This window comes from Bacteroidota bacterium (assembly GCA_016715425.1).
In the GTDB taxonomy this organism is placed as follows: Bacteria; Bacteroidota; Bacteroidia; order Chitinophagales; family BACL12; genus JADKAC01.
Window position 1 is genome coordinate 120,330 of the sequence record JADKAC010000002.1, and the last position, 14,434, is coordinate 134,763.

Below are 14,434 nucleotides of genomic sequence, written 5' to 3' on the forward strand. Positions count from 1 at the left end.
TCTTTATTTTTGTTGGTGTTAATGCCATTAGAAAAATGAAATATAATATAGAAATTCAAAAAGAACTTATTGCACTTTCGCAAAGTCTATTACATACATTAGAAAATACAGTGGAAGATTTAAATTCTGCAAAAAATAAAGTAGATGATTTAAAGCAAGTAATTAATTTCCATGATTGGTTGTACTACACTGAATCAAAAAATGTAATCAGTGATTTTGATTATGATCGTTTATTCAAACAACTGAAACAGTTAGAACAAGATTTTCCTGAACTGCAAACTCCTGGCTCACCAACGCAACGAGTTGCAAAAGGATTGACAGAAGATTTTCCGAAAGTGGCGCATTCCATTCCTATGTTGTCATTAGATAATTCGTATGATGAAAATGATTTGTTGGAATGGGACCGCAGAGTAAAAGAATTTTTGGGTGATGCAACATTTCAATACAGTGTCGAACCGAAATTTGATGGCAGCAGCATCGCATTAATTTATGAAAATGATATGTTAGTTCGTGCGGCGACAAGAGGTGATGGAAGTACGGGTGATGAAATAACTAACAATGCGAAACGCATGCGCAGTATTCCGCTTTCTGCAAATTTTTCTCAACGCAATGCATATCGTGTAGAGCTAAGAGGTGAAGTGGTAATAAATAAAAAAACATTTGCGGGCATTAATGAAAGGCGTGAAGAAGATGGACTTTCCATTTTACAAAATCCCCGAAACTCTGCAGCAGGTGCATTGCGTGTTAAAGATTCGGATGAAGTGGTACGTCGTGGTTTGGAAGCATTTATTTATCAGCTTGCATACGCCGTTGATGAAAACGAAAAAGATATTCTTGCGGAACAATTTAAAACACATTTCGAGAATATAAATTTTCTAGGAGCTATAGGTTTTAAAATTCCGCAACAGGAAAAAAAATTATGTAATTCCATTGCTGAAGTATTATCGTTTATTGATAGTTGGGAGAAAAAACGTGATGACTATGTTTATGAGATAGATGGCATGGTGATAAAAGTAAATAGCATTGCACAACAAAAATTATGTGGCTCCACTGCGCATCATCCACGTTGGGCACTTGCATTTAAATTTAAAGCAAGAGAGGCGGAAACAATTTTAGAAAGTGTAGAATATCAAGTGGGTCGCACGGGTGCAATTACGCCGGTTGCAAAAGTGAAACCTGTATATATTGGAGGTGTAACTGTATCATCAGTTTCACTGCATAATGAGGATATGATTTTGGAAAAGGATATTCGCATTGGTGATACTGTTATTTTGCAAAGAGCTGGTGATGTGATTCCATATATTGCCGGTATAATTCCTGAAAAAAGAAAATCAGATTCAACACCATTTGTATTTATTAATCATTGTCCTTCTTGCAACCAAACGATTTATAAACCAGAAGGAGAAGCTGTATTTCGCTGTGTGAATATTGAATGTCCGGCGCAGGCAGAAGAAAGATTGATTCATTTTGTTTCGAAAGATGCAATGGATATTGATGGCTTTGGAAGAGAAACTGTGAGTACATTTTATAGTGAAGGTTGGCTGGAAACAATTCCGGATATATATACTTTGGATTTTGAAAAAATTGCAACGCTGGAAGGATGGAAAGAAAAAAGTATTAATAAATTAAAAGAAGGAATTGAAGCATCAAAAAAACAACCGTTATGGAGATTGGTAAATGGTTTTGGTATTCGACATGTAGGTACACAAACAGCAAAAGATTTGGTGAAAGAAATTTCTGATTTACATGAAATGATAGAATGGAATGAAGAAAAATTGATGGAGATTAATGGTGTGGGTGAAAAAGTAGCAAAGAGTATTGTGCAATTTTTTCAGAATCCGGGAAACATTCACATGCTGCATGAATTAGAAAAGTATGGAGTGAATATGCATCAGGAAAAAAAATCAACTGGCGGTGTATTAGAAGGTAAAACATTTTTATTTACCGGAACACTCACACAGTTTGGCAGAGATGCAGCGAAGGAAATGGTGGAAGAAAATGGCGGAAAAATATTGAGTAGTGTGAGTGCTAATCTCAACTATTTAATTGCAGGAGAAAAAGCAGGAAGTAAATTAGATAAAGCAAAAAAAATTACTTCAATACAGATAATTGATGAAGATGGTTTTTTGGAGATGATTGGGAGGAAGTGATTTTAATTCACATAGAAGTGTTATCACAGAGATTATGTGTTAACATCGAAGTTGTGAATCCTTCATAAGCCTCGAATAAAAGAAAAAGAGCCACGAATGCACGAATATATTTGAAACACGAATGCACGAATAAAAAATAATCTATTCGTGCATTCGTCCTTTTTTTCGTGCATTCGTGGCTAATTTATTTTGACAATTCATTCTGATATTAATCGGAACTTTCAGCTAATCACAATTCACAAAAATATATGCATAACTAATTTTCATTTTTTTTACTCATACTCAATACCCGATACCCACTACTCCCTTCATTCCACCACAATCATCTGTTCACCAAAAGATTTGTGTTACCACAGAATCTTTGTGATAACATCCTTCTACCTCTTCAGCAACACATAATTCTTAGAAGCAAAAATTTCTTTGCCGCCTAAAATGTGTTGTTCTACAAAAGTGATGAACTTTGTTTTTAATTTATCATGTTTCATCTTCTCTGCATTCGGGTTGGTTTGTTTTTTAGAATAATTTAATTCTTCTGCCCAATCGAATTGCGCAATTTTTTCCTGCATCACTTTTGGATGTGTGCCTTTAAATTTCGGTACATTTCCCAGTGCACCATAATCAAATTCTAATGCACGGGTATTATACATTTCACCTGCTTTTGTATCGCCTTTATGAATGGTATCCAATGCCTTCTTTTTCTTCTGCATATAATGTGGTGGTCGTACCCAACCATAATGATAAATGTATGCAGGAATTTTAATCACTTTTAATTTATACGTGTCTGCATGTTGACGATAATGCAAGCCATCAAAATTTGGGATACGTCGAAATGATTGTGCCGATTGCCAGGAATGAATATCCGGATGATTGCGCACTAAACGGATTTCATTTTTATACCAACCATGTGCAAGTTGATGATGATTATAATCTCCCCAAAAATGAATGTAGTTAAATAGAAATCCTTCTACTTCTAAATCGCTTTTAAATTTTTCGCAATTACTTTTTATTGTTTCTAAATATTGTTCGTGAATAACCTCATCTGCCTGCACATATAAACACCAAGTTCCCTTACAATGATTTTTTGCAATATCAGTTTGATGTGCATTCTCCATTCCATTCGGATATTTTTCTATATCCCAAACTGTGTCAATAATTTTTATTTTTTCCGAGCCTATACTTTCAATTTCTTTTCGTGTGGTATCATCTGCATCGCAATCACCGAGAGCAACAATAAATTCATCTACAATCGGCAACACAGACATGATGGAAGCTTTGATAGGATAGTATAGCTTCGATACATTTTTTGCCATTGTAAAACCACTGATCAGCATATTGATAATGTTATTTGTTGCTAAATTAAAAAACCTTTATTGTGCAGCAGTTACATACTTTAATCCTATGATAGAGATGACAAGTGTAGTGATAAAAAATAATCGCCAGAATTCGGCAGGTTCTTTAAAAAATAGTATGCCTACAATTGCAGTACCCGCAGCGCCAATGCCCGTCCAAACCGCATAAGCAGTTCCGATTGGTAGTGTTTGTGTAGCCTTATATAATAATAGCATACTGATTACTAGGCATATAATAAATCCTGTAAACCAATAAGTATTTGCAACACCTTCCGCAGTTTTCATTTTACCCAAACAAAATGCAAATCCAGTTTCAAAAAATCCGGCGATGATGAGAATAATCCAATTCATGTTTTATATAATTTTTCAACAACTTCATTACAACAAGCTTTTCACACCTTATATCAGAATATATTTTTAAATAGGTTTCTATTCCATATCCATAGCCCCACTAAAACCTGAACTTTCTGGTGCTTCCCATAATTCAATTTTATTGCCATCAGGATCCATTATCCATGCAAATTTTCCGTAATCATACACTTCCATTTCACCAGCTAGTTCTACACCTTCTTCTTTTAAAACGATTAATAATTTTTCCAAATCCTTTACACGAAAATTTATCATAAACTCATTCTTACCCGGATTGATGTAAGTGGTTTCTTTATCGAAAATACTAAAAACAGTTTCCCCTTTTTTAGTGGGATCATTTGGAGAACTCCATTGAAATAATATTCCATTCACCGGATCATTTTTTAACCCCAAATGTTTAGAATACCATTCTTGTAATTTCTTGTTATCAGATTTTGCTTTAAAGAAAATACCGCCGATACCTGTTACTCTTTTTTCCATTAGAAAGTATATTTAAATAATAACGTATAATTCGCAGGTTGATCTGTTTTTGCAGGCCGCAATGCATATTCTCGATTAAAAATATTCTTAACCATAGCTTGCACACGAATATGCGTATTGATATCATAACCCACTCGTGCATCAAAAATCCAATCGCCATTTACATGCTCGTAACGGAAATCCTGCAAGCCCGGAGGAATACCAAAATCAGCAAATACATAATCAATATTTTCCATGAATGAATAGTAATTTATTGTTACACCAATAGCTACTTTTTTAATGGTGTATTCTAAATCTGTACGGAACATATAACGAAAGCGATAATTTAAAACAGTACTTACAAAAGCAGAATCTTTATGATTAAAACCATACACAAAATTATTAAAGAAATTCCCCCATTGATACAGCGATGAGTCTGCATTTAAATTTGCAGGATACACATAATTATATCCGCATATAACAGAAAGATTATTGCCGAAAATTTTTCCATCACCCACAAGTGTTAATTCAAAGCCAGCCATTCTTGAACGACCGATGTTTAAAGATTTAAACCCAATTAGTGGTGGACCTAAATCATCATACAATCCAAATGTAAATTCGGTCATTTCATAATAGTCGGTTACATAAAAAGCGGCATCGGCATATCCACTCCAATTGTTTAGAAATAACGATTTTTTTATACCCACTTCACCGTTCCAACCATACTCAGGAAGAATATCAGGATTGGAAAATATTAATAGAATTCCTAAATTGGTTTGCGCATATTTTTCTACCAAACTCGGGGCACGATATCCTTGACCAAAAGAAGCTCTTAAAAAAGTGGATGGTCCTGCACGATAATTAATTCCCGCTTTAATAATTGGTGCAGATAATGCTTCGGTAGTATCCAATAAATACCATTCTTCCCGAAAGCCAAAATTAAAGGTGAGGCGGTCGAATATTTTCTTTTCTATCTGCGCATAAAACCCACCGGAGAATCCATCGTGATCACCAAGACCATCATCTCTCACATGAAACCGATAGCCCGAAAATCCCGCAGTAACAAAGAAATCATTTTGAAATTCCCGGTGATATTGATAGTCGAGATTTACTAAATAGGAATCGCCGCCGGTGCTATCGGTATAGGTTACGTTATTATTATAATACCGCATCTTAAACTTATGCTCGTTACCATTATTATCATTAAAATTCAACCATGGATCTATCGTTGTCCAAATAAATTTCCAGTTTAATAAAGTAGTTGTTGTTGGTTGATCATATCCGCCGCCAAATGGCCGATAAATTCCTGTGTCGCCATTCATAAATAAAAAGAAAATACCTTCATTGTCATACATCACATTTCCATTAATCCCAAACGTTAATCGCTCGGGATTTTTTGTACGAAATCTTGTCTTCCAATTAAATCTTGCACGATCACTAAATTCACCTTCTAATGCAGATCCATTTTTACTCACATGGCCACCTAAAACCAAATCAATTTTTTCAAATTTCTGCCTATGGGCGAAGTTTATGCCTGTTTGCAAAATCGGTTCATCCCACCATTGTTTATATGCCTCTTTTGGTGGCGATGTAATTCCTTGATAAGCAGAAATAGCTGTATAAGGTTTGGAGCCCGGCCATGCAGTGCGCACGGCAATTACCCCGTTCATAGCACTGCTTCCATACAGTACAGATGATGCACCTTTTATCACTTCAATTTGCTCCACATTTTCCATTGGTACAAAATTCCATTTTGCATCACCACGATCTGCTGCTAATAATATTTGATCATCCACCACCAACATTACACGACTTCCTGCGCCATAAGTAAACCCTGTTCCGCCACGAATATTTACCTGATTATCCAACATAAAAATTCCGGGAGCTTTTGTAATTGCATCAATCAATGAAACTGCATTTGTATTTTCTATCAGAGTACTTTTTAAAACTTCCATACTCACAGTTTCTTCCGTAAGTGGTTTTTCATATAAGCTACCGCTGACTACCACTATGTCGAGTTCTCGTGCATCCGGTTTTAAATAAATTTTTTTATCGATTACATCACCCGAGAAAATTTCTATTATTTCTTCTTTGGTTTGATAACCGACAAAAGAAAATGTGATAGTGTATTTGCCTGTATCCAATGTAATTGAATAGTTACCATTTTCATCGCTGGAAACTCCATGATTATCTTGTGTGGAAATATTTACACCTACCAAAGTTTCGTTGGTAGCATTATCGTAAAGTATACCTTGCAAGGTACCTGTTTGTGCAATGCAATTGTTATAAAACAGTAAGATGGAGAACATTAAAAAGAGTGTAGCCTTTATCATAAGCAGGTAGTCTTAAAATAAAATTAATTTTGTACGGTCATTTTACAAAATATAATATTACACATAATCCAAATACAAAAATGAAGAATCTATTTATTGCTGCTTTGATAATATTAAGTGCTTGCAATTCTAACAACGAAAGTAAGCAAACCGGATTTACAATTGAAGGTATGGTAAGTGGTGTGAATGAGGGCACTGCTTATTTATTAAAAGAGGAAGACAGAGAATTGGTGAAGGTGGATTCATCAGAAATAAAAAATGGTGCATTCAATTTCAGCGATACTATTAATCAACCTGAAATGTATTTTGTGCGGATAAATAATAATGATACATATGCAAGAATTTTTATGGAGAATTCTAAAATGCAGATAACATTAAATATTGATAGTATGGAAGATGCTAAAGTAATCGGATCAAAAATTCACGATAGTTATGCAGCAATTAATTCAAAAATAAAAGCAAATGATGAACGCATGGATTATATTTTTCAGGAGATAAAAGGTGAAGGTAAATTTATGAGTGAAGAACGCAATGATAGTTTAAATGCACAGTTAGAAATGATATATGAAGAAGGAGTTGAAATTGTGAAAGAATATATTAATGCAAATCCTTCTTCTCCTGTTGCAGCATATTTAGTAAATCGACAATTAATTTATGATTGTTCGTTTGAAGAACTTTCAAAATGGGCCGATGGATTTCAAGCTGCAATTCCCGAAAATAAATACACTCAACTATTGGTTGAACGCAGAGACATACTTGCAAAAAGTGCAGTTGGAGAAATAGCTCCTGATTTCACAATGATGGATCCGGATGGCAAACCTGTTTCATTAAAAGATTTTCGTGGCAAGTTTGTTCTTGTAGATTTTTGGGCAAGTTGGTGTGGACCATGTCGCAAAGAAAATCCGAATATTGTACGCATTTATAATACCTATAAGAATAAAAATTTTACTGTGTTCGGCGTATCCTTCGATACAAATAAAGACGCATGGTTAACTGCAGTGCGTGATGATAAACTTACATGGACACAAGTGAGCGATTTGCAAGGATGGAATAATGCAGCCGGTGCATTATATGGTATTAATTCAATTCCACATAGTGTGTTGTTGGATACCTCAGGGAAAATTATTGCGCATAATCTGAAAGGCGATGAGTTAGAAAAGATGTTAGCGAAGATGCTGTAGGTTAATGTGCAAATTAATTAATGTGCGAATGATTGATTAGCTGATTAGCCCATTTGAAAATGATTAGCCGATTAGCCAATTAGCCGATGGGCTTATAAATTCGTAATATATTCCTAAATGCATTTATCAATTATAAAATTATTTTTTCAAAAGTCTAAAGCGTTTTAATAATCAGCTAATCGGCTAATCAACTAATTGGCTAATCAGCTAATTTGCACATTAGCACATTCTCACATTTGCACATCACTCTTCCCATTCTGCTACAAACAAATTCGTATCTCTTGTTCCGTGATTATTTCTGTTGCTTGAAAAGATAATGCGTTTTCCATCGGAAGAAAACATTGGGAAGCTATCGAATACAGTATCAAAAGATATTTGTTCCATGCCACTGCCATCGAGATTAATCATAAATAAATTAAAAGGCATGCGCTGAGTTACATGATTGGAAGAGAAAATAATTTTATTGCCGGAAGGATGAAAGAATGGAGCCCAGTTAGCACCACCTAAACTAGTGATTTGTTTTAAATCACTACCATCTACATTGCACACAAATAATTCCATTTCATTTGGCTTTACAAATTCTTGTTTCAACAATTCCTTGTATTGCATTTGTGCAGAATTAGTTTGCGGACGTGAAGCACGAAATACAATTTTACTTCCATCAGGCGAGAAGAAAGCACCACCATCATAACCCAAAGTATTTGTAATCTGTTTTACATTGCTGCCATCAATATTCATTGTATATAATTCCAAATCGCCACTGCGATCACTTGTAAAAACAATTTTATCTCCTTTCGGTGAAACAGTTGCTTCTGCATCATAAAATTTATTATTGGTAAGTTGTTTTACAACATTGCCTTTTAAATCCGCTACAAATATTTCATAGGAATGATATACACCCCATAAATATCCTTTGCTGCGATCAGGATCTTCAATACAAGAATCCACAGTTAAAAAAGTAGATGCATATAAAATAGTTGTATCACCCGGCATAAAATACGCACAGGTTGTTCTTCCTTTTCCATTGCTCACCATCGTGCGATTTATATCTCCATTTTCATTGGGAACAACACCATAATAAATCTGATCACAATCTTCACCCTCCGATTTGTTGCGATGTTGGTAAGAAATCATTTTATTATTAAAACTCCAGTAAGCCTCTGCATTATCGCCACCAAAAGATATTTGATATATATTTTTAAAATGCTTTTCGCCGGGCATTATCAGTGTATTGGTATTTGCCGGTGCTTCAGTTTTTACAACTTCTGCAACTTCAACTTTCTGATGTTTTGCAATATATTGTGTTAAAGAAAGCATCAATATAATCACTATAAGAAATATCAATAATCTGCCTATCATAATCTATTTTATTAATTGAGCCGCAAAGGTAGTAAGTCACTCACCTATAAACAAAGTATTATTATAATTCTATTCTCTACAACAGGCGCATTTGCTACCTTTGCAGTATGTTTAAAAATCAACCGGTTTGGGTATATGGTGTTGCCGGTCTCATATTAGTATTGGGAATTACCGCTTTGCTGATGCAGGATTCTGTGTTTTTTAAAACCAAAAATTCCTCAACGGATTCGCTGGTGATGATTGAAAAACTCACACCGGAAATTGAAACATTAACGGAACAAATAAAAAAAGACCCTAACAATGCAGGTTTAGTTTTTAATCGTGCAAATGCCTATTTTAATTATGGTAATTTGAAATTTGCATTACAGGATTATGAAAAAGCGTATCACATGGATAGTCTGAATGCACCCTTTGCACTTGGTTTATCTGATTGTTTATTTGAGATGAGTAATCCCGAGGGTTCCATTTTAATATTAGAACGGTTTATTGCACACAGTCCGGAGAACATTGATGTATTAAATGCATTGGCATTAGAATATTTTCTGTTGCCCAAACCAAGATATAATTTGGCAATTGACACCTACAATAAAGTATTGAAATTGGATATTCAAAATGCTGATGCTTATTTCTATAAAGGTTTAATTTTTAAAGAAACCGGTGATACAGCAAAAGCAATTTCTAGTTTTCAAACATGTACCGAAGTGGATCCCGATTATTATGATGCTTATATGCAATTGGGAATGTTATATTCCGCTAAAAAAGATCCGATAGCAATTAAATATTATAACAATGCAATTTCTGTAAATGATACAAGCAAAGAAGCTGAATATGGTATTGCAAAATATTTTCAAGATGCCGGTGATTTAGAAAATGCTATCTCTTACTATCGCAATATAATTGTTGATGACCCGCAGGATGCCGATGCATTATATAATCTCGCCACAATATATTTCGGTATAGATTCTATAGAAAAAGCTTATCGCTATTTTGACCTTACAATAAAACAATCTCCCGCAAGAGCAATTGCATATTACGGCAAAGGATTATGTGCGGAACAATTGAAAAAATGGATGAAGCTATTTCCAATTATAAACAGGCCGTAAATTTAGACCCTGAATTAACAGAAGCTACTGAGCGACTGAAAGCATTAAATGCAGATTAAACAATGATTAATATAACATTTCCCGACGGCGCAGTAAAACAATATGAAGCTGGTGTTACTGCTTTAGATATCGCTAAATCCATTAGCGAAGGTTTAGCACGCAAAGTATTGAGTGCAGATATTAATGGTGAAATATGGGATGCTACTCGTCCTTTGCAAAATGATGCAACAGTAAAGTTTTTGACATGGGATGATGCAAAAGGTAAATCATCGTTTTGGCATTCATCAGCACATCTTCTTGCTGAGGCTTTAGAAGCATTATACCCCGGAGTGAAATTCGGTATAGGTCCACCAATTGATAATGGATTTTATTATGATGTAGATCTTGGGGACAAACAATTAACCCCGGAAGATTTACCATTGATAGAAAAGAAAATGCAGGAACTTGCAAAACAAGGTAATTCGTATGTACGCAAAGCAGTGAGCAAAAAAGAAGCACTGGAATATTTCACTGAAAAAGACGATCAATATAAACTTGAATTAATAAGTGAATTGGAAGATGGCAAAATCACTTTTTTATTCGCAAGGGAATTTTGTTGATCTATGTCGTGGGCCTCATATTCCAAATACGAGTTTTATTAAAGCAGTGAAACTCACAAATATCGCAGGTGCATATTGGAGAGGAAGTGAAAAAAATAAAATGCTTACTCGCTTGTATGGTATCACTTTCCCAAAACAATCGGAATTGGATGCCTATATCACAATGCTGGAAGAAGCGAAGAAACGTGATCATAGAAAAATTGGAAAGGAGTTAGAGATTTTTACTTTCGATGATGATGTGGGGCCAGGTATGCCATTGTGGTTACCTAACGGCGGAGTGATGATTGAACAGTTGGAAAGATTAGCAAAGCGCACAGAATTTAAAGCTGGATACTCACGAGTAAAGTCTCCGCATATTGCTAAAGAAAGTATGTATTTAAAAAGTGGACATCTTCCTTATTATGCGGAAAGCATGTTTCCCCCATGGATATTGACGGACAGAAATATTATTTAAAAGCAATGAATTGTCCTCATCATCATAAAATCTTTGATGCATTGCCTCGCAGCTATAGAGACTTACCATTGCGATTAGCAGAATATGGAACCTGCTATCGTTACGAGCAGAGTGGCGAATTATTTGGTTTGATGCGTGTGCGTAGTTTGCAGATGAATGATGCACATATCTATTGTGCCGAAGAACAGTTTGAACAAGAGTTCAAAGCTGTAAATGATATGTATTTAAAATATTTCGACATTTTTGGTATTGATAAATATGTAATGCGTTTCAGCACTCACGACCCTGCAAAACTCGGTCAGAAATATGTGGACGAATCTGCATTGTGGTTGAAAACAGAGGATATGGTACGTCAGGTTTTAATCCGTTCCGGAATACCTTATATAGAAGTGTCAGATGAAGCTGCTTTCTATGGACCAAAAATAGATGTGCAGATTTGGAGCGCTATTGGCCGTGAATTTACACTTGCAACAAATCAGGTGGATTTTGCACAACCCTTACGTTTCAATTTAAAATTCATGAATTCCAACAATGAAGAAGAAACGCCAATCATTATTCATCGGGCACCATTGGGAACTCATGAGCGCTTTATCGGATTCTTAATAGAACATTACGCAGGAAACTTTCCTGTTTGGCTTGCTCCGGCTCAGGTTGCAGTGTTGCCAATCAGTGATAAATACAATGTCTATTGCCAAAAAATATTAGATGTATTTAAAAATCACGAAATTCGCACCCTATTTGACCAGAGAGGCGAGAAGATTGGAAGAAAAATCAGAGATGCTGAAGTAAAGAAAGTACCTTACATGCTGATTATCGGTGAAAATGAAATGAATTCCGAAACAGTATCCATTAGAAAACATGGTGAAGGAGATAAAGGAAGTATGACAATAGATGAATTTGTGCAGATGATTAATAAAGAAGTAGAAACAATTTTTTCATAAAACAATAAACACTTGCAAAGAAGAGAACCAAGGTTTTTCAGACCCAAAACTGAACAGTACCCTAATAAAATCAACCAGGAAATCCGTCACCAACAAGTAAGGGTGGTAGGCGAAAACATCGAACCAGGAGTTTACTCCATTCAAGAAGCACTCAAGTTAGCTCAAGATGCAGAACTGGACTTAGTTGAAATTTCACCTAATGCTGATCCCCCTGTATGTCGTATTGTGGAATATCAAAAATTCCTTTACGAGAAAAAGAAAAAAGACAAAGAAATAAAAGCAAAGGCAAAGAAGCAGGAATTAAAAGAAATTCGCTTCGGACCCAATACCGATGAGCATGACTTTGAATTTAAGGCCAAGCATGCTGAGAAGTTTTTGCTGGAAGGATCCAAAGTAAAAGCCTGGGTACAATTCAGAGGGAGAGCAATTGTGTTTGCAGAAAGAGGTCAATTATTGTTATTGAGATTTGCGCAAAGACTTGAAGAATCTGGTGTGCCGGAAGCGATGCCGAAATTAGAAGGAAAGCGCATGCACATTACATTTAACCCCAAGACAAAGAAAAAATAAATCATCACCGCTTTTCTCAGGAGATTTTCTATATCTTTGCATCCCATTTTAAGAGAAAATAAAAGTATCTGTTATGCCGAAGATGAAACCAAACCGTAGTGCAAAGAAGCGTTTTAAGCTTACAGGCACTGGTAAAATAAAGAGAGGGGGAGCTTATATGAGCCATATTCTCACGAAAAAAAGTAAAAAGCGTAAAAACCGTCTTGGAGGAACTCATTTAGTACACGAGGCGGATGAACCAAGAATTAAAAGAATTTTAGGATTAGCGTAAATTAAAATAAAATGCCTAGATCAGTAAACCATGTAGCTTCAAGAGCGAAGCGCAAAAAAATGATGAAACTTGCCAAAGGATATTGGGGCAGGAGAAAAAATGTGTGGACGGTAGCAAAAAATGCTATTGAAAAAGGACTGCAATATGCCTACGTTGGCCGTAAGGACAAGAAAGCAATTTACCGTCAGATATGGATTGCCCGTATCAATGCAGCAGTGCGTCCACATGGATTAAGTTACAGCACATTCATTCATAAGTTGAAAGAAAATAATATTGACTTGAACAGAAAAGCATTGGCTGATTTAGCAATGAACAGTCCGGCTGCCTTTGATGAGATAGTGAATAAAGTGAAATAATATTTTTTGCGAAACGCATTTAAAGCCTCGTTGTAAAACGGGGCTTTTTTATTTTTGAATTAATTGATTCAATGACAGGCTAAATCCAAAATATAATTTTTGCATTTCCGTTTTGGAAAAAAATAATTGTTGAATGATATAACCAATACTTTTTTATTTACAAATCAATCTACACAAATGAAAAATATAGCCCTTTTAACTTTATTTCTTTTATGTTCTATCCTCACCTTCTCTCAAACTTATGAAGGAATGTGTGAGAGTAGATTCAAATTTGGTTTTAATCTGGGTGCAAATTATTCTGATTTAAAATCAATAGAACTACTTCCAACGGATGCATCCATTAGCAATGGCGGTGGATTTAATTTTGGTGTATTAATGGATTATTCTATATCTCCGGATTTCATATTTTCACCGAAATTAGAATTGGCATTTTACAATAGTAGTGTTGATTTTATAAATCTGGATAATTCAATTTATAGTTATGAAATTTTTCCAATAAGCTTAAACATCATGACGCATTTTGATTATAAAATAGGAAGTGGAAATATTGAACCTTATGTTTTTGCAGGACCAAACATTAAATTACCATTATCAAAATCGCCTCCTATAAGCACTCAATATGGAAATAATTCCGACATCGCTATTGACTTTGGAATAGGATTTCAAAATAAGACAAAACATTTTATTCTTTCTCCCGAATTAAAATATTCTTATGGTCTAACCAATATAAATCGGAATCCTGAATTGCAAACATTGAAATTTAATACGATAACATTTTCTTTAGCTTTTAGTGGTGTTACTTTTTCCAAATAAAAAATAAAATACTAATAATAAAATCAATTAGTATATTTAAATATCAAATTACCACCGCTAACCTTTTCAATTACACAGTTACACGATTACTCATTTCAACAATTCTACATTACTCCACTTCCCTCCTCCC

12 protein-coding genes and 1 pseudogene are annotated in these 14,434 nt (G+C 34.8%); 8 read left to right on the plus strand and 5 right to left on the minus strand.

Annotation, left to right across the window (positions count from 1 at the left end):
• The first annotated feature begins 35 nt into the window (after positions 1-35).
• The gene (gene ligA / locus IPN31_02425) at positions 36-2,150 is read left to right on the plus strand and encodes an NAD-dependent DNA ligase LigA (protein MBK8680764.1); all 2,115 of its coding nucleotides are present in this window, start codon (positions 36-38) and stop codon (positions 2,148-2,150) included.
• A 377-nt stretch (positions 2,151-2,527) separates the two neighbouring features.
• On the opposite strand, the gene IPN31_02430 is transcribed toward ligA, so the two are convergent.
• The 4 genes from IPN31_02430 to IPN31_02445 form a co-directional block, all read right to left on the minus strand.
• A complete protein-coding gene (locus IPN31_02430) occupies positions 2,528-3,481 on the minus strand; it encodes a hypothetical protein (GenBank protein ID MBK8680765.1) in 954 nt (317 codons plus the stop codon).
• 36 nt (positions 3,482-3,517) lie between these two features.
• Positions 3,518-3,850: a multidrug efflux SMR transporter gene (locus tag IPN31_02435; protein ID MBK8680766.1), complete on the minus strand. Its 333-nt coding sequence runs from the start codon at positions 3,848-3,850 to the stop codon at positions 3,518-3,520.
• 78 nt (positions 3,851-3,928) lie between these two features.
• Complete coding sequence (locus tag IPN31_02440) at positions 3,929-4,348, minus strand: VOC family protein (GenBank protein ID MBK8680767.1); 420 nt, start codon at positions 4,346-4,348, stop codon at positions 3,929-3,931.
• Entirely contained in the window at positions 4,348-6,636 is a 2,289-nt protein-coding gene (locus IPN31_02445) for a TonB-dependent receptor (GenBank protein MBK8680768.1), read from the minus strand. The genes IPN31_02440 and IPN31_02445 overlap by 1 nt, the downstream gene beginning before the upstream one ends.
• 371 nt (positions 6,637-7,007) lie before the next feature.
• On the opposite strand from IPN31_02445, the gene IPN31_02450 reads away from it, so the two are divergent.
• Positions 7,008-7,841: a TlpA family protein disulfide reductase gene (locus tag IPN31_02450; GenBank protein MBK8680769.1), complete on the plus strand. Its 834-nt coding sequence runs from the start codon at positions 7,008-7,010 to the stop codon at positions 7,839-7,841.
• Between the two features lie 243 nt (positions 7,842-8,084).
• Here the strand turns inward: IPN31_02450 and IPN31_02455 are convergent, their stop codons facing one another.
• Entirely contained in the window at positions 8,085-9,158 is a 1,074-nt protein-coding gene (locus tag IPN31_02455) for a PD40 domain-containing protein (GenBank protein ID MBK8680770.1), read from the minus strand.
• Between the two features lie 149 nt (positions 9,159-9,307).
• Between IPN31_02455 and IPN31_02460 the strand changes: the two genes are divergently transcribed.
• The 6 genes and pseudogenes from IPN31_02460 to IPN31_02485 all read left to right on the plus strand — a co-directional run bounded on the left by IPN31_02460 (position 9,308) and on the right by IPN31_02485 (position 14,304).
• Positions 9,308-10,303: a tetratricopeptide repeat protein gene (locus IPN31_02460; protein MBK8680771.1), complete on the plus strand. Its 996-nt coding sequence runs from the start codon at positions 9,308-9,310 to the stop codon at positions 10,301-10,303.
• Positions 10,304-10,365: 62 nt separating this feature from the next.
• Positions 10,366-12,297 (plus strand): annotated as a pseudogene (thrS, locus tag IPN31_02465) (threonine--tRNA ligase).
• Between the two features lie 12 nt (positions 12,298-12,309).
• A complete protein-coding gene (locus tag IPN31_02470) occupies positions 12,310-12,864 on the plus strand; it encodes a translation initiation factor IF-3 (protein MBK8680772.1) in 555 nt (184 codons plus the stop codon).
• 73 nt (positions 12,865-12,937) lie between these two features.
• Positions 12,938-13,135: a 50S ribosomal protein L35 gene (gene rpmI, locus IPN31_02475; GenBank protein MBK8680773.1), complete on the plus strand. Its 198-nt coding sequence runs from the start codon at positions 12,938-12,940 to the stop codon at positions 13,133-13,135.
• 11 nt (positions 13,136-13,146) lie between these two features.
• Complete coding sequence (gene rplT / locus IPN31_02480) at positions 13,147-13,491, plus strand: 50S ribosomal protein L20 (GenBank protein MBK8680774.1); 345 nt, start codon at positions 13,147-13,149, stop codon at positions 13,489-13,491.
• 177 nt (positions 13,492-13,668) lie between these two features.
• Complete coding sequence (locus tag IPN31_02485; GenBank protein ID MBK8680775.1) at positions 13,669-14,304, plus strand: PorT family protein; 636 nt, start codon at positions 13,669-13,671, stop codon at positions 14,302-14,304.
• The last annotated feature ends 130 nt before the right edge of the window (positions 14,305-14,434 follow it).

What these genes read in the sequence shown, in the direction of transcription:
- ligA (MBK8680764.1), top strand. Translation starts at nt 36, where the DNA reads ATGAAATATAATATAGAAATTCAAAAAGAACTTATTGCACTTTCGCAA.
- IPN31_02430 (MBK8680765.1), bottom strand. Translation starts at nt 3,481, where the DNA reads ATGCTGATCAGTGGTTTTACAATGGCAAAAAATGTATCGAAGCTATAC.
- IPN31_02435 (MBK8680766.1), bottom strand. Translation starts at nt 3,850, where the DNA reads ATGAATTGGATTATTCTCATCATCGCCGGATTTTTTGAAACTGGATTT.
- IPN31_02440 (MBK8680767.1), bottom strand. Translation starts at nt 4,348, where the DNA reads ATGGAAAAAAGAGTAACAGGTATCGGCGGTATTTTCTTTAAAGCAAAA.
- IPN31_02445 (MBK8680768.1), bottom strand. Translation starts at nt 6,636, where the DNA reads ATGTTCTCCATCTTACTGTTTTATAACAATTGCATTGCACAAACAGGT.
- IPN31_02450 (MBK8680769.1), top strand. Translation starts at nt 7,008, where the DNA reads ATGGAGAATTCTAAAATGCAGATAACATTAAATATTGATAGTATGGAA.
- IPN31_02455 (MBK8680770.1), bottom strand. Translation starts at nt 9,158, where the DNA reads ATGCTTTCTTTAACACAATATATTGCAAAACATCAGAAAGTTGAAGTT.
- IPN31_02460 (MBK8680771.1), top strand. Translation starts at nt 9,308, where the DNA reads ATGTTTAAAAATCAACCGGTTTGGGTATATGGTGTTGCCGGTCTCATA.
- rpmI (MBK8680773.1), top strand. Translation starts at nt 12,938, where the DNA reads ATGCCGAAGATGAAACCAAACCGTAGTGCAAAGAAGCGTTTTAAGCTT.
- rplT (MBK8680774.1), top strand. Translation starts at nt 13,147, where the DNA reads ATGCCTAGATCAGTAAACCATGTAGCTTCAAGAGCGAAGCGCAAAAAA.
- IPN31_02485 (MBK8680775.1), top strand. Translation starts at nt 13,669, where the DNA reads ATGAAAAATATAGCCCTTTTAACTTTATTTCTTTTATGTTCTATCCTC.